General features: G+C 60.4%; 17 protein-coding genes. 10 read left to right on the top strand and 7 right to left on the bottom strand.

From position 1 onward, the window contains the following. Nucleotides 1–218: 218 nt before the first annotated feature. From JIN84_RS12270 to JIN84_RS12285, 4 genes are read left to right on the top strand one after another with little or no spacing between them, the layout of a single operon-like run. The gene (locus tag JIN84_RS12270) at nucleotides 219–2,075 is read left to right on the top strand and encodes a capsular polysaccharide biosynthesis protein (protein ID WP_234043447.1); all 1,857 of its coding nucleotides are present in this window, start codon (nucleotides 219–221) and stop codon (nucleotides 2,073–2,075) included. Further along, a complete protein-coding gene (locus JIN84_RS12275; RefSeq protein ID WP_200351332.1) occupies nucleotides 2,072–3,211 on the top strand; it encodes a glycosyltransferase family 4 protein in 1,140 nt (379 codons plus the stop codon). The genes JIN84_RS12270 and JIN84_RS12275 overlap by 4 nt, the downstream gene beginning before the upstream one ends. Nucleotides 3,212–3,217: 6 nt before the next feature. Continuing rightward, complete coding sequence (locus tag JIN84_RS12280; RefSeq protein WP_200351333.1) at nucleotides 3,218–5,056, top strand: POT family MFS transporter; 1,839 nt, start codon at nucleotides 3,218–3,220, stop codon at nucleotides 5,054–5,056. 53 nt (nucleotides 5,057–5,109) lie between these two features. Continuing rightward, a complete protein-coding gene (locus JIN84_RS12285) occupies nucleotides 5,110–5,508 on the top strand; it encodes a DoxX-like family protein (RefSeq protein WP_200351334.1) in 399 nt (132 codons plus the stop codon). Here JIN84_RS12285 and JIN84_RS12290 read toward each other — a convergent pair. The 5 genes from JIN84_RS12290 to JIN84_RS12310 all read right to left on the bottom strand — a co-directional run bounded on the left by JIN84_RS12290 (nucleotide 5,498) and on the right by JIN84_RS12310 (nucleotide 9,278). Next, on the bottom strand, nucleotides 5,498–5,926 hold the full coding sequence (locus tag JIN84_RS12290; RefSeq protein WP_200351335.1) for a hypothetical protein: 429 nt from the start codon (nucleotides 5,924–5,926) through the stop codon (nucleotides 5,498–5,500). The two genes, JIN84_RS12285 and JIN84_RS12290, sit on opposite strands and share 11 nt — an antisense overlap. Next, the gene (locus JIN84_RS12295) at nucleotides 5,923–6,678 is read right to left on the bottom strand and encodes a class I SAM-dependent methyltransferase (RefSeq protein WP_200351336.1); all 756 of its coding nucleotides are present in this window, start codon (nucleotides 6,676–6,678) and stop codon (nucleotides 5,923–5,925) included. The genes JIN84_RS12290 and JIN84_RS12295 overlap by 4 nt, the downstream gene beginning before the upstream one ends. After that, nucleotides 6,671–7,429, bottom strand: coding sequence for a DUF2071 domain-containing protein (locus JIN84_RS12300; protein ID WP_200351337.1), 759 nt, complete (start codon nucleotides 7,427–7,429; stop codon nucleotides 6,671–6,673). Before JIN84_RS12300 ends, JIN84_RS12295 begins: the two co-directional genes overlap by 8 nt. Before the next feature lie 75 nt (nucleotides 7,430–7,504). Beyond that, nucleotides 7,505–8,731, bottom strand: a complete 1,227-nt coding sequence (locus tag JIN84_RS12305) for an aminoacetone oxidase family FAD-binding enzyme (protein ID WP_200351338.1) — start codon at nucleotides 8,729–8,731, stop codon at nucleotides 7,505–7,507. A gap of 91 nt (nucleotides 8,732–8,822) precedes the next feature. Further along, nucleotides 8,823–9,278, bottom strand: coding sequence for a GatB/YqeY domain-containing protein (locus JIN84_RS12310; protein ID WP_200351339.1), 456 nt, complete (start codon nucleotides 9,276–9,278; stop codon nucleotides 8,823–8,825). A 143-nt stretch (nucleotides 9,279–9,421) separates the two neighbouring features. Here JIN84_RS12310 and JIN84_RS12315 point away from each other — a divergent pair, with 143 nt between their 5' ends. Continuing rightward, entirely contained in the window at nucleotides 9,422–10,174 is a 753-nt protein-coding gene (locus JIN84_RS12315) for a PEP-CTERM sorting domain-containing protein (RefSeq protein ID WP_200351340.1), read from the top strand. Between the two features lie 76 nt (nucleotides 10,175–10,250). Here the strand turns inward: JIN84_RS12315 and JIN84_RS12320 are convergent, their stop codons facing one another. Next, on the bottom strand, nucleotides 10,251–12,509 hold the full coding sequence (locus JIN84_RS12320) for a glycosyl hydrolase (RefSeq protein WP_200351341.1): 2,259 nt from the start codon (nucleotides 12,507–12,509) through the stop codon (nucleotides 10,251–10,253). 262 nt (nucleotides 12,510–12,771) lie between these two features. Between JIN84_RS12320 and JIN84_RS12325 the strand changes: the two genes are divergently transcribed. Together JIN84_RS12325 and JIN84_RS12330 are read left to right on the top strand one after the other, a co-directional pair. Continuing rightward, nucleotides 12,772–13,269, top strand: coding sequence for a VOC family protein (locus tag JIN84_RS12325; RefSeq protein ID WP_234043448.1), 498 nt, complete (start codon nucleotides 12,772–12,774; stop codon nucleotides 13,267–13,269). A 25-nt stretch (nucleotides 13,270–13,294) separates the two neighbouring features. Further along, nucleotides 13,295–13,795 carry a VOC family protein gene (locus tag JIN84_RS12330; RefSeq protein WP_200351342.1) on the top strand — a complete coding sequence of 167 codons (501 nt, stop codon included), beginning with the start codon at nucleotides 13,295–13,297 and terminating at the stop codon, nucleotides 13,793–13,795. Between the two features lie 125 nt (nucleotides 13,796–13,920). On the opposite strand, the gene JIN84_RS12335 is transcribed toward JIN84_RS12330, so the two are convergent. Next, nucleotides 13,921–15,021 (bottom strand): aminopeptidase, encoded by a 1,101-nt coding sequence (locus JIN84_RS12335; RefSeq protein ID WP_200351343.1) that lies wholly within the window; start codon nucleotides 15,019–15,021, stop codon nucleotides 13,921–13,923. A gap of 100 nt (nucleotides 15,022–15,121) precedes the next feature. Here JIN84_RS12335 and purN point away from each other — a divergent pair, with 100 nt between their 5' ends. From purN to JIN84_RS12350, 3 genes are all read left to right on the top strand, one after another. Beyond that, nucleotides 15,122–15,697 carry a phosphoribosylglycinamide formyltransferase gene (gene purN, locus JIN84_RS12340; RefSeq protein WP_200351344.1) on the top strand — a complete coding sequence of 192 codons (576 nt, stop codon included), beginning with the start codon at nucleotides 15,122–15,124 and terminating at the stop codon, nucleotides 15,695–15,697. Nucleotides 15,698–16,085: 388 nt separating this feature from the next. After that, nucleotides 16,086–17,633 (top strand): choice-of-anchor D domain-containing protein, encoded by a 1,548-nt coding sequence (locus tag JIN84_RS12345; protein WP_325099595.1) that lies wholly within the window; start codon nucleotides 16,086–16,088, stop codon nucleotides 17,631–17,633. Next, a complete protein-coding gene (locus JIN84_RS12350) occupies nucleotides 17,630–19,399 on the top strand; it encodes a hypothetical protein (protein WP_200351346.1) in 1,770 nt (589 codons plus the stop codon). Before JIN84_RS12345 ends, JIN84_RS12350 begins: the two co-directional genes overlap by 4 nt. The last annotated feature ends 4 nt before the right edge of the window (nucleotides 19,400–19,403 follow it).

Below are 19,403 nucleotides of genomic sequence, written 5' to 3' on the forward strand. Positions count from 1 at the left end.
AAGCGGTGGCGCCGGGAGGGACCTTGTGGCTCATGTCCGCCCGTGAGGAGCTTCAAATCAAATGGTTGTTCCGTAAATTGCGGAGTCACCCGCGATTTGACGCGATGGTCTCGAAACTTGGTGTCGGCGGGTCCACCGTGTCGGCGGGATGGGGATACCGGCCGAGCGGCCGGTCCGCGGTCCGTGCCGCCAGGAAGGATGGGACACCGCTTCTGGTAATGGAAGATGCGTTCGTAAGGTCCGGAAAACCGGGAAAAAGCACGGTGTATGGATTGGTCGCCGACTCGAAGGGGATCTACTACGATGCCTCCGGGAACAGCGATCTGGTCACCGCTCTGGAGACAGGAGAATCCGTCGGATGGATGGATCGTGCCCGGAGCCGGCCGGACGAAGTCGAGTCCCTGCTGGCGAAATTCCGGGAAACCCGGGCTTCGAAATACAATTGGTACCCCGGAGATTTCCGCAGCGACTGGCTCCCTGGGGAGTCCGGAGTCATGGTGGTCGATCAGACAAAAGGGGACAAGTCGCTTGAATGTGGCGCGGTGGCTCCCTCGGACTTCGATCGAATGGTCCGCGACGCGTTGGATGAACATCCCACGGGAGTGGTCTATCTGCGGGCGCATCCGGACCATCGCTACCGGGGCAAGCATTCGTGTTTTTCACCCTGGGTCTTTGAAGAACCCCGGGTGCGGCTGCTCCCTCCGGACATCTCGCCCGCCCGGTGCTTTGAATTCTGTGATGAGATTTACGCGGCCACTTCCCTGATGGGGATGGAGGGCCTCATTCATGGACGCCGCGTGAAAACCTACGGCTGGAATTTTTACGCGGGTTGGGGACTCACCGAGGACCGTTGCCGGGGCGAGGTGGCCAGGAGGCGCGGCGTTGTGAGCCTTTCCCGGCTTTTTGAGGCCGCCTATCTTCAGTATTGTCATTATTTCGATCCCGACAGCGGTGAGCCATGTGGATTGGAGCGCGTTCTCGACCATGTCGCGCTCCAGCATTCCATCTCCGCCGAGGATGCCGGATCGCGGGTGACGGTTGGCTGGACGCCATGGCAACGCGCGCTGGCGGCCGGATTTTTTTCAGCCCCCGGGACCGAACTCATGCATGCCGACTCGACCGCGGGTGCGGTGGAAATGATGAAATCCCTCCCGGGCGGCAAGTGTCTGCTCTGGGGTGGGGCTCCGGCTTCCGAATCCATCCAGACACCTGTGGTCCGGGTGGAGGATGGATTCCTGCGCTCGTCCGGACTCGGGGCCACCTTCCATAAACCGCTTTCCTGGGTCGTGGATGACGAGGGGATTTACTTCGATCCGAGAACGCCGAGCCGTCTCGAATCAATCTTGGAAAAGGGATCATTCACTTTTTCCGAAATGGCGGATGCCCGGGAGTTGCTACAGTTCCTCCGGGAAAAACGTCTGACGAAATACAATGTCGGCGCGCACGGGATCACGTGGGATGGAGCCATGGCACAGGGACGAAAGGTGATCCTGGTGCCGGGTCAGGTGGAGGCGGATGCGTCGATCAAGGCCGGAAGCCCCGACATCAAGTCCAATGGCGAACTGCTCCGGCGGGTTCGGCAGCTCGAACCGGAAGCGTATCTGATCTTCAAGGCCCATCCGGACCTGGTGGCCGGTGCCCGTCACGGGAAAATCATTCCGGATGCGGCTGCGGGAGTGGCGGATCTGATCGTCACCGAGGGGAACGTCCTCGATTGGCTGGATATCTGCGATGTCGTCCACACGATGACATCCACCGTGGGATTCGAAGCGATCCTGAGGCAGGTGCCGGTGGTGACGCATGGGATGCCCTTTTATGCGGGATGGGGCCTCACGCTGGACCATCTCGCCTGTGGCCGCCGGTCCAGGCGGCTGACCGTCGAGGAACTGGTTTGCGGTGCCCTGATCCGCTACCCCCGTTATTTGAATCCGCTCAGCGGTGAGTTCACGACAGCCCTCCAGGTGGCGAAGCTCATTGCCGGCGGTGTGGCGAACAGCGAGCCCCCCTGGTACCTGCAGGGATTGTCGATTTTAAAACATGGCTGGGTGAAAATGGCCCGCCGGGGACACCCATGACCCGAGATCTGATGATGCGTGAAGAATGCCTCCATATCGAAGTTGTCACGGACACCTACGCGCCGGATGTCAACGGAGTCGCGTTTTCATTGCACCGCCTCTGCTCCGGATTGCGGGAACTTGGACACGAGGTGGAGGTCATCCGCTCGGGGAGGGCGTGCGGACCCGGCGAGACCACCGTGTTTTCCTGGCCTCTTCCCGGCTATTGGGAGATCAAGGTCGGCGCGCCATTGCCTGGAGAGCTTTTCCGCCGGTGGCGGAAAAAACGGCCGGATGTCGTCTATGTCGCGATCGAGACGCCGCTCGGGTTTTCCGCCGCCGGTGCTGCGATCCGGTTGGGCATCCCGCTGGTCGGTGGTTTTCACACGAACTTCCGTGAGTACCTTCAGAAATATGGAGTCGATTGGGTGGGACGGCAGGTCTGGCTTTATCAGAAATGGTTCCACGAGCGCCTGCACCGCACGCTCGTGCCCTCGCCGGACGCCCGGGACAAGCTCGTGGCATCGGGTTTCACCAAGGTCGCGGTGCTGGGGCGCGGGGTGGATACCAGGCTGTTCAACCCGGGGAAACGGAGTGAGGAATTCCGTCGGAAATTCGGCGCGCAAGGTGCTTTGCCCATCGCCCTGGTGGTAGGACGCGTCTCTACGGAAAAAAACATCGGTCTCGCCCTGCGCGCGTTCACCCGCATGCGGGAGACGTGTCCCGACATGGTCTGCATCGTCGTGGGAGATGGACCGGCGCGCGCCAGGCTGGAGAGGGACCACCCCGAAGTGCGGTTCTCCGGCTATCTTCTGGGTGAGGAACTCGCGACCTGCTACGCTTCCGCCGACATCATGCTCTTTCCCAGCGAGACCGAGACCTTCGGAAACGTCCTCATCGAAGGCATGGCCAGCGGTCTTGCGACGCTCGGTTACGACTACGCCGCCGCAGGCTGGCACGGCACCGACGGCGGAAATCTGCTGAAGGTGGAAAAAGGAGATGAAACGGCCTTCCTCGCCGCCGCTGAAAGGCTGCTGGATCCGGACCTCCGCGCGAAGCTCTCCGCCGGAGCCCTGGAGACCGCCGGCACGCTCGGCTGGCCCGGCATCGTCTCCCAGTTGGAAACCGTTTTTCGTGAAGTGACCTTGAAACCATAAAACCCCATGTCCCACCGCACCGCCCCTCTCGAAACTGAAAAGATGCCGCCCGGCATCCCCTACATCATCGGAAACGAGGCCGCCGAGAGGTTCTCGTTCTATGGCATGCGCACGATCCTCGTGGTGTTCATGCTCCAGTACCTGCACTTCATGGATGGCACCGGTGGTCGTGAAATGAGTGCGAACGAAGCGGTGGAGAATTACCACCAGTTCGCCAGCTGGGTTTACTTCACCCCCTTGCTGGGCGCGCTCGTCGCGGATGTTTTATTCGGCAAATACCGGACCATCCTCTGGCTTTCCGTCGTTTACTGCCTTGGCCACGCCGCACTTGCCTGCATGGGGTCGTTCGGGAACTCACCCTGGTGGCTCTACTCGGGCCTGTTCCTCATCTGCGTCGGGTCGGGTGGCATCAAGCCCTGCGTTTCGGCACACGTGGGAGACCAGTTCGGGAAGAAAAACCATCATCTCATCACGCGGATCTACAACTGGTTCTACTTTTCCATCAACTTCGGGTCGTTTTTCTCCACCCTCCTCACTCCGTGGTTGTTGAAATGGCATGGCCCCCACTGGGCCTTTGGTGTCCCCGGTGTGCTCATGGCCATCGCCACCTTCATGTTCTGGCTCGGGCGAAACAGTTTCGTCCACATCCCGCCTTCCGGTGCGGGATTTTTCAAAGAAGCCTTTTCGCGTGACGGCATCGTGGCCCTCGGAAAACTGATTCCGCTCTTCACCTTCATCGCGGTCTTCTGGTCGCTCTATGACCAGACCGGCTCTTCCTGGGTGCTCCAGGCCGAGCAGATGAACCTGACATTCCTCGGCGTCACCTGGCTGGAATCGCAGATCCAGGCGATCAACCCGATCCTCATCCTCACATTTATACCGCTCTTCACCTTCGTCATCTATCCGTGGCTGAACAGGGTGTTCCCCCTGACACCGTTGCGGAAGATTGGCCTTGGCATGATCCTGATGACCGCGTCGTTCGCGCTGGTGACCCTCGTCCAGACATGGATCGACGCCGGCCAGCGTCCTTCCATCGGATGGCAGATGGCCGCTTTTTTCATCATCACCGCTGCGGAAATCATGGTCGCCATCGTCGGTCTGGAGTTCGCCTACACCCAGGCTCCCAAAGCCATGAAGTCCTGGGTCATGTCCCTCTTCTGGCTCTCCGTGTGGGGAGGCAACCAATTCACCGCCCAGGTGAACCACTTCATCGCCATCCCTTCCGCCGCCAACATCCAGCTGGAAGAAGCCATCGCCAAACTCCCCGCCGACTGGCAGAACTCGCCGCGCAACGTGGTCCTGCCGGGGTATGACGCGGTCACCGGCACCGCGGACGATTTCGTCGCCCGCTGCAGCCAGGGGCGTCTCGATTCATTGGAAATCCCGGATCGCCAGAATTTCCTCACCGCGGCGGAGCGGATCGAAGCGGCCTCGGCTGAACAGTTTCCTTCGAAAGAAAAAGGCAGGGAGATTCTCCGGGACTTCAAGGACCCATGGGGAAATCCGCTGGTCTATGATGTCATCGACTCCTCCCACGCCCGCATCTCCAGTGCCGGTCCGGACCGGACGGAGAAGACAAAGTGGGACATCGGCATCATTATTGAAAAAGTCAGCGGCAGCGGGCCTTCGTCCGAATCCAGCTGGCTGAGCCGCCGCAAGGCCGAACTGGGTGTTCCGGAAAAGATCACCGAAGCGGGCTTCCAGCGCACGGAATTTTCCGGCGGCCAGAGCAAGTTGGAAGGCGCCGCTTACTTCCGCTTTTTCACCTGGCTGGTCCTTGGAACCGCCGCGGTCTTCATTCCCTTCGCCTGCTTCTATCGTCCGAAGACCTATCTCCACGACTGATCTTCCGGCTTTGGCCGCGTATCCGAACCCGTCACGGTTACCGAATCGTCAGAATGTCTCCACGCCCGGCTTCAAGGAATTTTCATCTCGCTCTCACGATTCTCATCGGATCCGTCTGGGTGTTTCACGGACTTTTCAGCAAGCTGGCGGACGGCATCCCGAGGCACCGTCAGATCGTGGAAAGGATACTCGGAGAGTCCGTGGCGGGCACCGCGACGACCGCCATCGGAGTGATGGAGATTTTGTTGGGGCTCTGGGCATACAGCCGCTACCGGCGGAAGTCGTGTGCCTTCGTGCAGACGTCGGCCATCATCTCGATGAACTTCCTGGAGCTACTCCTCGCGCGGGACCTGCTGATTTCAGCTCCGGGAATGGTGGTGCTGAACCTCGCGTTCCTCACGCTGGTATGGATCTGGGCGCTCGGATCGCCAAAGACAGGTGTCAGCCGCTGATCCACGCCTGCCACATTCCACAGAGGGCGAAAAGGGCCGCGAGTCCGATCCAGACGAAGGTGAACCACCAGTGCATGGCTGTCTCCAACCGTTTGCCCCGCCAGAGATCCGCCCGATAGACGAACCATTGGAAATAGAGCCGCAGTCCCCAGAATGCGGAGATTGACCAGGCGAGCCACGAGCCCGCCCGGGATGGTTCGAGGAAAATCCGGGGCTCCAACAGGCAGGGGAGCCCCATCATCACCAGCACCACGCAGATGAAAATCGTATGCACGTGGAATATGGACCGGTTTACCGGGGACATTCCTCTCGCATCCTCGGTCCATTTCAAATGACGGCCGATGGGGATGTGCGACACCGCCAGCAGGACCAGTCCGGCTCCGGCCAGCCTCAGCAAAAAGGTCAGTATTTCCATCATGGTTTAGTGATCACAAAAACCTTCACCCAGGGTGTCACCCGGAACTCATCGGTGACATGCAGGCCCGCCCGTTGCCAGCATGTCCGCCAGCTCGCGGCACTGTGGAAATGCAGGAATCCGGGACCGAACGCAACGAAGTTCGCCAAGTCGCGCGTGTGCTCCGCGAGGATCACACGCCCGCCGGATCTGAGACAGCGCCCTGCTTCCGCAAACCAGGCGATGCGTTCATCCTTACTCCTCAGCTCGTGGATCGCGAGCAGGCCCATCACCACATCGGCGGATCCGCCATCCACCGGCCACCGGTCATAAGGTGCCGTCAGATTGTCGGGTGTGGGCGGGTGCGCCTCACGAGCTCGCCGGATGGATGCTTCCGTCATCCGGGATTTGTCGTAGTGATCGAGCACCGTCCATCGTGTCCCGGTGAAACGCTGCCGCAGTTGGCCGGATGCCTCGTCGAAGCCCGAATGGCAGAAAATGATCCGCTCCATTCCCGCCCCGCGCATGGCACGGACCAGCCACGACCACCGGTACAGGTCCGAGCGGTCGTAGACCCAATGGGAGACTCCCAGCGAGCCTGCCAGGAAATACAGCGAACCCGCCATGACCACTCCGCAAGCGATTTCCAGCTGCAGGTGTCCGCTGGCAAGACACCCGTAGGCCGCGACCAACATGACCGCGAGAGCCGTGACGTAGATCGGCCAGTTGAACCTGACAATCGTCCACATGCCCTGCCACCTGCCGCGCTCATTCATACGCCCCTCCCGGTCTGACAATCCGCCCCCGTTTCCACCGGTAGGGGATGTTTTCCACGGTGAACGCATTGGCGAGGATCGGTGCAGTGCCGGCCAAAGGGGGTTCCTCGAACAGTCCGACATGCCAGTCGCGGATAGCGACGGGACGCGGTGTCCAGTCCGCCCGCCTGCCTTCGATCACGACGAACCGGCCATCATTTTCCGGGCTGAAAGTGAAAGGCATGGGGCCTGCGAAACGACGCGCCGTCCGCCAATCCGCGAAGGGTGAGCCGTGTGGCAGCGCCGCATCCCTTGTCCCGGTATCATAAGTGATGTCGAGCGTTGTCCGGCCGTCGGGAAGTGTTGTGATGATCCGTGTGCCTGACCCTGACGTAGTGGTTTCCAAGGTGACTCTCCGGTAATTGTATCCGGTCATCAGATTTCCGAGGACAACCATGCCACGCTTGTCCGTCTCACTATGCAGAATTCTGAGTCCTCGTAATTTTCTTCCGGATCCGTCGCGCATCCGGGTGAAGATACGGTAACCTGCGAGAAAAAAATCCCGCCCCAGGATTCCGGGAAAACCGGCGGGCCGCAACCCCTTGGTCCAGACCAGGGCGACGGTCACGAAACCGTAGCCGTCATGGGTGTCGATTTCCAAACCCGCCGGGACCAGAGGGGCGAGTGTCGTTTCTGGAAAAGCGAAGGACAATGCCACCACCCGCTCGAAACGCGCGAGAACGGGGAAGGGATGTCGTTTGAGGAAATCCATCTCTGGGCGGTAATTTCAGGTCTCAGGCCTTCCGCGCAAAGCAAATAAGCGGAACGCATGCGGCGTTTCCGTTGCTCAGAGTTTCGAAAGCTCCGTCGCCGCGATGTGTGCCGTCGTCCACGCCGCCTGGAAATTGAACCCGCCGGTGATGCCGTCGATGTCGACGCACTCGCCGACGAAGAACAACCCCGGAACATTGCGGCTTTGCATGGTGCGGAAGTCGATGGTCTTGCGATCGATCCCCCCGCAGGTGACGAACTCGTCCTTGTTGGTCGTTTTCCCCTGGGCCTCGAAGCGGGCTGCCTTTAGCGCGTCCAGCAGGTTTCTGACAGAGGCTTTCGGCAACTGGCCCCAGGTTGTCTCATCCGTGATGCCGCAGCAGCTGACGATTCGTTCCCACAGCCTGCGCGAGATGGGCGGGATGGGACTGTTCCGCACCAGCTTGGCGCCATGGGTCCGGCGGCTTTCCTCGAATTTTTCGAGGACCGTTGAGGATCCCATTTCCGGCAACCAGTCGATGAGGAAGGGAAAGTGGTGGTTCACCGCGGCGAGATCCCGCGCCTCCCACGCGGACAGGCGCAGGATGGCCGGGCCGCTGAAACCACGGTGGGTGATGAGGATTGGTCCGGAGCGGGGTTTTCCCCCCGTTTCGCAACGTACGGAGACGTTCGGGTGGGAGACACCCGCCAGTCCGCTGATCCGCCGGTCCGAGACGTTGAATGCGAAAAGCGACGGTACGAGTGGTTGGAGCGTCTGTTCCAGTTTCAGGAGATGCTGGAGCAGCGAGCTGCCTTTCAAGGAACCCGTGGCGATGCACACCGCCCGGGCCCGGACCGGCCCGGCGGTATTTTCGAAACCAAGCGTGAAGCCGCCGTCGTCCTCGCGGGTGATGGCGGTGAGCGCGTGGTTCTGATGGAGGGGGATCCCTGCCTGGCGGGCTTTTTCGAGAAAGCAGCCGATGATGGTTTCCGAACTGTCGGTCACGGGGAACATGCGCCCGTCGGCTTCGGTCTTGAGTTCGACTCCGCAAGACCTGAACCACCCGATGGTGTCCGCAGGTTGCCAGCGGTGGAAGGCGGCGCGGAGTTCCTGCGCGCCGCGCGGGTAGTTTTTCGACATCTCCGCAGGATCGAAACACGCGTGGGTGACATTGCAGCGGCCTCCGCCCGAAATGCGGACCTTCTGCAGGAAGTGGCTGCCTTTCTCAAAAAGCGCGACGCGTTTCCCCCGTGTCATTTCCGCGTATTGCAACGCGGTGAAGAAGCCGGAAGCTCCGCCGCCGATGATGGCGAGATCTAACATGATCGGGATGGTCGGGTGGTTCGGTCTTCTTGGCAGGAAATTGGTATTCCACGGCGTGTCCCGGCCGCGAGGCCAACCGGGTTTCCGGTGGTCAGGCGAGACGTTTCATCACCGCTGCGGAAAGCAGTTTTCCGTCGGCGCGGCCTTCGGCAAGTTCCTGGGCGCGTTTCATCACCTTGCCCATGTCCGCCTTGCCGGTTGCTCCGGTGTCGCCCACCGCCTGCTCGATGATGGCGAGAAGTTCTTCCTCCGTCAGGGCTGCGGGAAGGTAACGCGAGAGGATCCCGATCTCGACCTTCTCGGTGGCGGCGAGCTCCGGGCGTCCGGCTTTTTCAAATTGCTCGCACGAGTCCACCCGCTGTTTCAGTTGCTTTCTGACGACGGCGAGCACCTCGGATTCATCAAGCGGAGTGCCGAGACCGCCTTTTTCGATCGAGGCATTGGTCAGGGCGCTCTTCAGGGCGCGCAAGGCGTTGAGCGCCGTGGTGTCCTTCGCCTTCATGGCCGTTTTGATGTCTTCCGGGATGCGTGTTGCCGTGTCGCTCATGGCCTTGTGGTAGCACGGAGACCCGACCCGCCAAGGCAAAATAATTTGACGGCAACGAAGATTTTTTTCGATTTCGTTGAAATAGTCGTCACGTCGTCGGAGTATGTGTCTGGTTCTTACCCCATCCTACGATCATTGCCCATATGAAAAACCTGCCTTCACTCATTGTCGCCGCCATTTCGTTGGCCGCTCCCTCGCTGGCTTCCGGAGCCTCTGTAATCGTCAACGAGATCAATGCCGCCGGCACCACCACGCCGGGTGACTGGTTCGAGCTGGTTGTTGTCGGAAACGGCACCGCCGGCTCGACCGTGGACATGCGTGGATGGTCGGTCAGGATCGATAACGCTGGCACGACCAATGTGGGCTTTTTCACCCTTTCCAACGCGTCCTATTGGTCGAACGTGCTGGCCGGAACGATTCTCACCTTCCATGAGGATAATACCGCCGGCGGCGGCTTCGACTCCGCAATCAACACCGTCAATAATTTCACGACCCTCGGCTGGGCGCACACCAATATCTACATCGGCGACGCCACCTACGTGAACACCAGCGGACCGGGATACGACGGCAGCTTCCCCATCGACCAGACCAACACGCAGGTCGCTATCTTCGATGCCTCCTCCGCTCTCGTATTCGGACCGGCCGGAGAAAACCACGTGGGTTATGTGGGTAGCGGAGTGGGTTCCGGCGAGATATTCAAGCTTGAGGCGAATCCTTCGCCATCGATCACCTTGACCTCTCCTTATAACGACGGGTCCACCAGCACCTTCGGCGCTCCCAACCAATGGAGTTCCGGTGCGAACACCCAGGACTTCTCGGCCTACATTGTTCCCGAGCCTTCATCCGCTCTGCTCGGCTGCGTCGCTCTGCTTGGTCTTGCGCGCCGTCGTCGCTGAACAGCAGGCCTCGTCTTCAATCTGAAAAGGGATCACGCCGGGTGCGTGATCCCTTTTTGTTTCGCGGGTTGAAGACTCAGGGTTTCATTTTCACACTTTTCGGCGGGCATTCCACCGAAGTCCCATCGCTGAACTTCACGATGATTGGCGCGGAGCCGAGATTCCAAGCGACGTGGTGCCGCTTGCCTTCCTTCTGAAACACCGCCGCGAACGGCGTGTCCGCAGTGACGTCCTTGTCCAAGGTTCCAAGATCCTTGAAGGCATTCAGCCAGGCGTAGGTGGCGGAGAGGGAGTTGCCGGCTTCCGGTTTGAAATCGGCGGGACGTTTTTCCCACATCCGCAGGGCATCGGCAGGAGAGGTGAGCGCGCGGTACATCCACATGACATCCGCCCATTGGTCGAAGCCGGTGCCGTCGTGGGAGGGAGCGGGCTTCTTGTCTTTCAATGCGGCGGCGGTGTCGCCGGCCAGGTTCTCCTTCACGAGGGCGGTATAATTTTTCTCCGCGTATCCGGGCCAGCGGCCGAGGTAGAGCGAGGCCCCCGTGACGGGCAGGAAATTGATGCCATGCACGGCCTCGGGGTTTCCGCTGAACCAAGTGCCGTTCGCGCCTTTTCCTCCCCACACCATGGTGACGACGGAGGGAGTGTAGCTGGCGGGATGGAGGTCGTCCCGGACGTCGAACCAATAATCCTCGATCGCGGAAATCTCGGTGGCGTAGAGCCACGCGCCGAGATCCCTCAGAGCCTTGTCCCCCGTGGCTTCTCCCAACAGAAGCAGTCCGAACCACGCGTTCGCCGCTTCGCTGGAGGACTCGTTGTTGTTTCCATCGCCGAATTTGGCATGTCCGCTCGCCCATGAATGCCCGGCGTAGGGATCGAAACAGCGGAGGAAGGGAAACATCTTGTCCTGGCGGTTCGTGCCGACCACGTCCCGGGTCAGCAGGTCCAGCATTTCCTTCCACTTCGCCGCCCATGCCGGATCACGGCGGGCCAGCTCTCCGGCCGCACGCAGGAAATAGCCGTAATGGAAATGGTGGTCGTTCAGCTCCTGGTCGCTGCCATAGCTGGCGGGGTAGCCGATGAGGGTGCCCCACTTCGGCTCATAGGCGAAGACATCCGTATCGGCAGGGTCTTTCGCGGTCAGGAAGCTTTCCATCGCCGTGCGGATGCGGCGGGTGCATTCCTCCACCGCGGCGGTGTCGCCCGCCTGCTCCGCCAGGGGAATCATCGTCGCCCACTTGCCCAACTGTTTGCCGAGCCAATAGGTGTCGCCGGTGAGTTGCGGCGGGTCTTTCAGATCGAGCGCCAGATTTTTCCGGAGTTCGGTCTTATCCACGCTCGGGGTCAACGGCAGGGAGGGCAATACGGCGGGCAGTGCCGCAGTGGTGGAGAACCCGGCACCCGCCGCCAGCTTCATCGGACCGCGCACGCTCTGATAGGTTTTGCCGCTCAGCGAGGCATTCGTTTTCCGCCATTGGTGCGGATAAAGCGCGAGCAGGGTGCCCGGAGCGCTGGCTTCGTGGGGCTTTGTCGTCACGGAAAACGTTGTCGTCACCGTGGCGGATTTTTCGTCATACGACCATGCCACCTTGGAATCCGTCACAGGAGCGTAGGCGTGTTTGCGGAAAAGCTCCAAGGTGGCGGCGGAATCATCCGGCAGCAGGGCGATGGAAAAATAGGACTTTCCATGGGTGACCGCCACCAGGCTTTTCGTGCCGATGCCTTTCCACGTCGATCCGGCGGGAGCGAACAGGCCATAGTATCTCGCGCCCATCTTCACTCCCAGCACCGCGTCCTTTTCCCCACCGTGAAACAACGTCGCCTCCTGGTTCAGCGTCACCACCGGATCGCCGCCCGCATATTCGGCAAAGACGAAGGGAGAGCCGTGGCCGAAGGTGAGCCGCATGCCCTTCGTCTTTTCCCCCATCTGCGCTGTGACAAACCAGTCGCTCCAGTCCGCCACCCGGGCTTCGGAGAATTCAGCCACCGCCGAGTGACCGATCACCAGGTCCTCACCACCGCCGCCCATGATGGCCGCCTCGCTCGCGGCGATGGCGGAGCCGGGATACCAGACGCGCAGGCCGGATTCCACCGCCTTCACCGCCAGCGGATGGGGAAACATCGCATCTGACAAGGGCATCCACGCCAGCGAACTCCACCAGTCGTTCGTCGGCATCGGACCCTTCGCTTCATCCGTTTTATAGATCATTTCCGGCGGCCCCTTCACCCCTGCGGGCAGGCCGTTCAGGTAGGAGCCGGCCCCGGCCTTCACCACCTCGGCGGCGGGGAGCACGGGTATCAACAAAACAGACAAGGTAAGGATCGGGAATCTCATGGGTTATGGGTTGGAGAAATGATGGTGCCATTCCGCGGAGGGGCAAGCGATACGACCCGGTGTTTCCGGTTATTTCCCCGGAGCTCCGGATTCCACCGCCCCCTGATCGGCGGCTCCCGGATGGTTGGTCTGTCGCGGCGCGGGAAAACGGATAAAATGAAAAACTTCGGATTCCCTGTCCTGTTTGCGATCCGCCGTTCGTTGTGCTACTGAATGGATCGATCTGATCCATCGTTCCAACCACAACAATTGCCAAAAAGCCATGAGCACCACTGAAGAAACCACGACCGGCAGAGCCGAATCCGAGCTGTGCATGCACACTGTCACCCCGCATCTGGTTTGTGCCGGAGCGGCGGACGCCATCGAGTTCTACAAAAAAGCTTTCAATGCCGAGGAGGTGCGCCGCATCCCGACGGAGGATGGGAAAATCATGCACGCGGCGGTCCGCATCGGCGACTCGATGGTGATGCTGGTGGATGAAATGCCGGACTGGCAGTGCCTCGGGCCGAATGCCCGTGGCGGTTCGTCCGTGACGCTCCACCTCCAGGTGCCGGATGTGGACGCGCTTTTCGCCCGGGCGGTGGAGGCGGGAGCCACGGCGAAGATGCCACCGGCGGACATGTTCTGGGGAGACCGCTACGGGCTGGTGGTGGACCCGTTCGGGCATGCATGGTCCATCGCCACGCACGTCCGGGACGTGAGCGAGGAGGAAATGCAGAAGGCCGCGCGGGAAATGACCTGCGGCGAGTGTCCGGGCTGATTCCGGATCCAACCGAAAAACGGCCATGCAACCTAAACAAAAGATCACGCCCTGCCTGTGGTTCGACGGCCAGGCGGAACAAGCGGCGGAGTTTTACATCTCCATCTTCAAGAACTCGAAGATCACCCATGTCAGCCGCTACGGCGAGGTGGGAAAAGAGCATCACGGCCATGAAGCGGGCGAGGTGATGGTGGTGGCGTTCGAGCTGGATGGACAGGCGTTCACCGGATTGAACGGCGGACCTCTCTTCAAATTCACCGAAGCCATCTCCTTCCAGATCGATTGCGAAACGCAGGAAGAGGTGGATCATTTCTGGAATCATCTCGCAGAAGGCGGTCCGGTCGAGGCCCAGCAATGCGGCTGGGTGAAAGACAGGTTCGGCGTGTCCTGGCAGGTCGTTCCCTCGATCCTGCCGGAATTGCTGGGTGACCCGGACGCCGGAAAATCGAACCGCACGATGGCGGCGATGCTGGAGATGAAGAAGCTGGACATCGCCGCGCTGAAAGCGGCGCACGACGGTCGGTAAAACAGGGATCAAGGTCAGCCCGCTACCAGGGCTGGGCAAATTCCTTGGATCTGCCGGCTCTTTTCCTCCGATCCGGTTCACCCGTTGGCGCATTCCGCGCTGATGGGTGAACCCTTCGGGACACTTCAGCCGTTCAGCTTTTCAAGAGCCTTCACCAGGAAGACGCCGTCCTTGCGGATGAGTTTGCCATCGAAGTAGATCTCACCGCCGCCCCAGTCCTTGCGCTGGATGTTGACCATGTCCCAGTGGACCTGCGAGCGGTTGCCGTTGTCGGCATCTTCGTAGGCCTGGCCTGGAGTGAAGTGGAAGGACCCGGCGATTTTCTCGTCGAACAGGATGTCGCGCATCGGTTCGCGGATGGCCGGGTGGAAACCGAGGGCGAACTCGCCGATGTAGCGCGCGCCTTCGTCGCTATCGAGGATCTTGTTGAGCTGGGCGGTCTTGGATCCGGCCTCGGCCTTGATGATTTTTCCTTTGGAGAATTCCAGCCGGATGGAGTCGAAGGGGATGCCTTGGTAGATGGTGGGGGCGTTGTAGGAAATGACGCCTTCCACCGAGTCACGCACGGGAGCGGTGAAGACCTCGCCGTCCGGGATGTTGTAGTTCCCTCCACAGACGATGGAGTTGATGCCCTTGATGGAAAACCGCAGATCCGTGCCGGGGCCGGTGATGTGGACGCTGTCGGTCTTGTCCATGAGCTTCTTGAGGGCGTTCATGGCCGGGATGAGCGCCTTGTAGTCCAGCAGGCAGACGTCGAAGTAGAATTTTTCAAATGCCTCCGTGCTCATGCCGGCCTGCTGGGCCATGGAGGACGACGGCCAGCGCAGGACGCACCACTTGGTCTTCTTGACACGGTGGTCGATCACCGGGCGCAGGTGTTTCATCGAGAGACGCATGCGGTCGGCGGGGACGTCGGAGTTTTCCGCGATGTTGTTTCCACCCCGGATGGCGATGTAGGCGTCCATGTCCTGCATCTCGGCGAGCAGGTGCTTGGCCATTATTTCGTATTGGGCGTCCTCCGCGCCTTTCATCATCTCGCGGGTGATGCGGCTCTGGTGGATTTTCACGAACGGCAGCGCCCCCTTCGCCCGGACTTCGCGGATGAGGGCGAGTCCGATGGAGTCCGGCACGTCATACAAGTCGATCAGGACTTTTTCGCCCTTTTTCAAAGTGGTGGAATAGCGGACCAACTGTCGGGCGAGGGCGTCAATGCGGGCGTCGTGCATGGGCGACTGGTTAGCGGGTGGAATGCCAATTTCCAAGCGCCAAGTAGATCCGCCGGCAATTGGCACTTGGCAGGAACTTTTTTGTGCCTAAACCACTGGCATGCGACTCGGTATTCTCGGTTCTGGCTCCGGCTCAAACATGCAGGCGATCCTCGACGCGATCGGAGACGGGTCGCTGGACGCCCGCATCGCCCTGGTCCTGTCGGACAATCCGGACGCGTTCATCCTCGAGCGGGCGAAGAAGCACGGCATCGAAACCGGCATCATCGACTGCGGGGGATTCAAGACGAAATTCCCGGATGAGGTTCAGGCGGAAACCGCGCTGCGGCTGAAGCAGGCCGGGGTGGAGCTAGTGTGTCTCGCGGGATTCCTGCGCCTGGTGAAGCGGCCGCTGCTGGACGCCTTCCCCAACCGCATCCTGAACATCCACCCGTCCCTGCTCCCGGCATACCCCGGACTGGAGTCGTGGAAACAGGCTCTGGACGCGGGGGAAAAGGAAGCGGGCTGCACGGTGCATTTCGTGGACGAAGGCATGGATACCGGTCCGGTGATCCTGCAGGAAAGCGTGCCCATTTTGTCAGATGACAGCGCGGAGGTATTGCACGCCCGCATCCAGGTGCTGGAGCACCGCCTCTACCCGGCGGCGATCAAGAAGGTGGGCCGGGCGGTCTTGTGACGGCGGCCACCGGTTTCGAAGAAAGTTTATATATCTTGCGAATCCGATGGAGAGGCCGCTAGGCTGACGCATGTTTGGCTTGAAGTATCATTGCGGGAGAAAGGGAGTCCTGCTGTTTTCCCTCGGGCTGTTTTTTCCCGTTAATGATATCACCGCTGGCATTGTCGCCTTGTCGAGCCACACGATGGTGGTAGGAGCCGACGGACGTCTTATCGCGTCGGGGCCGAACATGGGTGGTCAACTCGGCGTAGGTGATATTTTCACCCGTCGGACATTCTGCCCGCCGCTGGGAAACGGTGTGTGGGTGGATGTGTGGGCCGGATCAAGGGCGACTTTCGCAAAAATGGCGGATGGATCACTATGGGGCTGCGGTATTCCGGATTTAGGGATGTTGGGTGTCGGGGAGCCGCCGCCCGGCGATGGGAGATCGTTCCTTCGAGTGGGCACGGACAACGATTGGTTGGATGTTTCAATCGGGGAACGCCATGGAATCGGCCGCAAAACGAATGGGTCGCTTTGGGTCTGGGGCTATGGTCCTTCCGGACAATTGGGGTTGGGACCTGACTTCTCCTATCAGATTTCCCCGATCCAACTCGGGACCGATACCGGCTGGCTTGGATTTGACGCGGGAAACAGCTTCAACGTCGCCATCAAGGCGGACGGCAGCCTTTGGTCGTGGGGCCAGAACAGTTACGGGCAACTTGGAACCGGTGTCTCGGGCAACCGTTATACTCCCGGCCGTATCGGCGCGCTGGCTGGCTGGGCGAAGGTATCGGCAGGAGATACGCACAGCCTGGCGATCCGGTCCGATGGAACTCTCTGGGCATGGGGCTCGAATGGCACGGGCAAGCTCGGCATTGGCACGACGACTGGAACGAATGTTCCTGTACCGGTCGGCACCGACACCGATTGGCTGGCGGTAAGCGCCGGTTACGCCCACTCTCTCGCGCTCAAGACCGACGGCTCGCTATGGGCATGGGGAAACAACAGCCGCGGGCAGCTTGGAACAGGCGATACTGTCAGCCGGCTTTCCCCGGTCAGGGTCGGTACGGCCAACGGCTGGCAGTCCGTCAACGCGGGCAACCTTCATTCCTCTGCGGTGCGCTCCGGAGGGACTGTCTGGCTCTGGGGCGCGAACGAGGGCGGCGAACTCGGAGTTTCCGGTGGAGATCGTCTTGAGCCGTCAGCGGTATTTTACACGCCGACTCCGGATATTTCCGTCTCGACCGTCGCCATCCCGTTACATGACTCCCATTTGGCTGTGTCCGGAGAACAAAAGTACACGTTCTCGTCCACCACCGAGGGTTCACCGACATCGGCGAATTTCACGATTTTCAACCATGGTTCTTCCACGCTGCAAATCAGCAACGTGCGAACCGCCCCCGGTTTTTCGGCAGGTCTGGCCGTGCCCGCCACCCTCGCACCCGGAGGCTCGGTGGTTTTCCCCGTGACTCTGGACGCGACGCGTGCCGGGCTGCTTTCCGAGAGCCTGGTACTTTCTTCGAATGATCCTGATGAAGCCGAATTCGTGATAAATCTGACGGGAAGAGTCTATTCATTCACCGACGACAATGATGGCGACGGACTGAGCGATGCGGCCGAGGTGAAATTGGCGGAAATGGGTTTCCGTTGGGACACGCCCGATCCTGGGTTGCTGGCCGTATTGCGTGCCGAAGGACATCGCGCCGGATTGGTGACCGAGGCGGTATTGCGCGCGGCGCATCAGGGTGGAGCCCTTTTCAAGCAAAACGAGGTGACCCGGAAGGCGACGTTTGAATTGAGGTTGGAAAAATCCACCGACCTCTCGGATTTTATCGGAGCCGGCATCACAGGTGCGAGCGTTGATGGTGGCGGGCGTTTGCTGGTTCCTCAGCCGCTTGATGGCCAGAAGTCATTTTTTCGTTTTGCCACGCAGTCCCCGCTTTCCACCCCATGAGACATTTCTTAAAACCAGCGTTTACCGGCGGACTTGGAATCGCGATGGCGGCGCTATCCTTCATCACCCATGGAGCCGCCGCCCCACTGGTGGGTGCCGGGAGCCATTCCTCAATAGTCGTCCGGGACGATAATTTTCTCTGGAGCGCCGGACCTTACGGAAGCCACGCGCCCCCTTCCGCCCTGAAACTCGGCACCGCGTGGTCCGTCATCGACTGTGTGGATGACAGAACGGTGGGCATCGACTCAAACGGAGCATTGTGGACCTGGGGATCCGCAATCGGACTCGAACGCCCGTATTCATCGGTTTATCCTGTTCAAGTAGGAACGGATTCCCACTGGCGGTCCGTTTCAGCCGATGACAGGTATACGCTTGCAGTCAAGGAGGACGGAACGCTTTGGGGGTGGGGTAATTTTTACGTGGGATATGTCCCGATTTTTGACTCTTGGGTGCCCGTTCAGGTGGGCAGCGCCAGCAATTGGTCGTTCGTGACCGGCTCCGGCTACAATCTCGGCATCCGCAAGGACGGTTCGTTATGGGCATTGGGCCACAATGGTCACGGCAACCTCGGCGACGGCACAAACGTAAGCAGGACCGAACCGGTCCGGGTGGGCAATGCCACCAATTGGAAATCGGCCGCCTGCGTCGATTGGACCAGCTTTGGAATCAAGGAAGATGGCAGCTTGTGGGTTTGGGGCGGGAACGGGGGAACCTATGGAAATGGCGGCACCGGGGGAAGCTCGATGGTTCCCGTCCGGGTGGGCACGGACAACAACTGGCGGAAGATTTCCGGGAAAAATTCCGCGGTGCTGGCACTCAGGACCGACGGGTCATTGTGGAGCTGGGGCGTCAATTCCGGCGGCATGCTCGGACTCGGAGCCACCACCGCCCAATATTCTCCCGCCCGTATCGGCACAGATAAAAACTGGGCGGACGTGTCCGCAGGCGACGGGCATGTCATCGCCGCGCGGACCGACGGCTCCATCTGGGCATGGGGAAACAACGCGATCGGGCAATTCGGGATCACCGGAGTTTCCTCAAGCAATGTTCCACTCGATGTCAGCACGGCTTTCGTGGCCGTGCCCCGTTTTGTGATTTATGATGATTACGGACCTGTCGTGAACTATCCCCAACAATATTGGTCGGTCAAAACCGCGATTGAACATGAGCCGACGGATCTGGAGATCAGGATCAGGAACGACGGCTTCATTCCACTGGATTTGTCAGCCAGCAGAGCGCAAGGCTTCACCGCCACATTTCCGCCGACGGTCGCGGGATTGTCGGATGCCACCATCAAGGTGCGGATGGATGCCGGGACGGCTGGAAATTTTGTCGGACAATTGGTGCTCAACTCCAACGATTCCGCCCGACCGATGTTCACCGTCAACCTCGACGGCCGGGTGGTTTCCGCCGCGGACGACACGGATAACGACGGCATGAATGATGCGGCCGAAGTGGCTCTCGCGCCCTTGGGGTTTGTCTGGAATTCCACTGAGACCACCAAAGTCGCGCAGTTTTTCGAAAATGCCGGTCTGGCAGGTCTTTTTCAAGCGAGCGAAATTCAAGCGGTGGAATGGAAGGCCGGGGCTCCGTTCATCAATCTGCCCGCCCAGACGATCCGGATTCCATTGGAATTGAAAAGTTCCGCCGATATTTCAGCGCCGTTGATCACTCCGGAGAATCTGCTCGAATCTGCGGGTGGAGGCTTGGAAATTTCAGTTCCATTGCAGCCCGGCAAGCGCTTCATTTGGTTGAAAAAGCCCTGACGCC

It is taken from the genome of Luteolibacter yonseiensis, assembly GCF_016595465.1.
Taxonomy (GTDB): Bacteria; Verrucomicrobiota; Verrucomicrobiia; order Verrucomicrobiales; family Akkermansiaceae; genus Luteolibacter; species Luteolibacter yonseiensis.

Excerpts from the sequence above, each read along its gene's own strand:
- JIN84_RS12275 (WP_200351332.1), top strand. The coding sequence starts at position 2,072 with ATGACCCGAGATCTGATGATGCGTGAAGAATGCCTCCATATCGAAGTT.
- JIN84_RS12300 (WP_200351337.1), bottom strand. The coding sequence starts at position 7,429 with ATGGATTTCCTCAAACGACATCCCTTCCCCGTTCTCGCGCGTTTCGAG.
- purN (WP_200351344.1), top strand. The coding sequence starts at position 15,122 with ATGCGACTCGGTATTCTCGGTTCTGGCTCCGGCTCAAACATGCAGGCG.
- JIN84_RS12345 (WP_325099595.1), top strand. The coding sequence starts at position 16,086 with ATGTTGGGTGTCGGGGAGCCGCCGCCCGGCGATGGGAGATCGTTCCTT.
- JIN84_RS12320 (WP_200351341.1), bottom strand. The coding sequence starts at position 12,509 with ATGAGATTCCCGATCCTTACCTTGTCTGTTTTGTTGATACCCGTGCTC.
- JIN84_RS12295 (WP_200351336.1), bottom strand. The coding sequence starts at position 6,678 with ATGAATGAGCGCGGCAGGTGGCAGGGCATGTGGACGATTGTCAGGTTC.
- JIN84_RS12315 (WP_200351340.1), top strand. The coding sequence starts at position 9,422 with ATGAAAAACCTGCCTTCACTCATTGTCGCCGCCATTTCGTTGGCCGCT.
- JIN84_RS12330 (WP_200351342.1), top strand. The coding sequence starts at position 13,295 with ATGCAACCTAAACAAAAGATCACGCCCTGCCTGTGGTTCGACGGCCAG.
- JIN84_RS12325 (WP_234043448.1), top strand. The coding sequence starts at position 12,772 with ATGAGCACCACTGAAGAAACCACGACCGGCAGAGCCGAATCCGAGCTG.
- JIN84_RS12350 (WP_200351346.1), top strand. The coding sequence starts at position 17,630 with ATGAGACATTTCTTAAAACCAGCGTTTACCGGCGGACTTGGAATCGCG.
- JIN84_RS12290 (WP_200351335.1), bottom strand. The coding sequence starts at position 5,926 with ATGATGGAAATACTGACCTTTTTGCTGAGGCTGGCCGGAGCCGGACTG.
- JIN84_RS12305 (WP_200351338.1), bottom strand. The coding sequence starts at position 8,731 with ATGTTAGATCTCGCCATCATCGGCGGCGGAGCTTCCGGCTTCTTCACC.
- JIN84_RS12270 (WP_234043447.1), top strand. The coding sequence starts at position 219 with ATGGAAGATGCGTTCGTAAGGTCCGGAAAACCGGGAAAAAGCACGGTG.
- JIN84_RS12335 (WP_200351343.1), bottom strand. The coding sequence starts at position 15,021 with ATGCACGACGCCCGCATTGACGCCCTCGCCCGACAGTTGGTCCGCTAT.
- JIN84_RS12280 (WP_200351333.1), top strand. The coding sequence starts at position 3,218 with ATGTCCCACCGCACCGCCCCTCTCGAAACTGAAAAGATGCCGCCCGGC.
- JIN84_RS12310 (WP_200351339.1), bottom strand. The coding sequence starts at position 9,278 with ATGAGCGACACGGCAACACGCATCCCGGAAGACATCAAAACGGCCATG.
- JIN84_RS12285 (WP_200351334.1), top strand. The coding sequence starts at position 5,110 with ATGTCTCCACGCCCGGCTTCAAGGAATTTTCATCTCGCTCTCACGATT.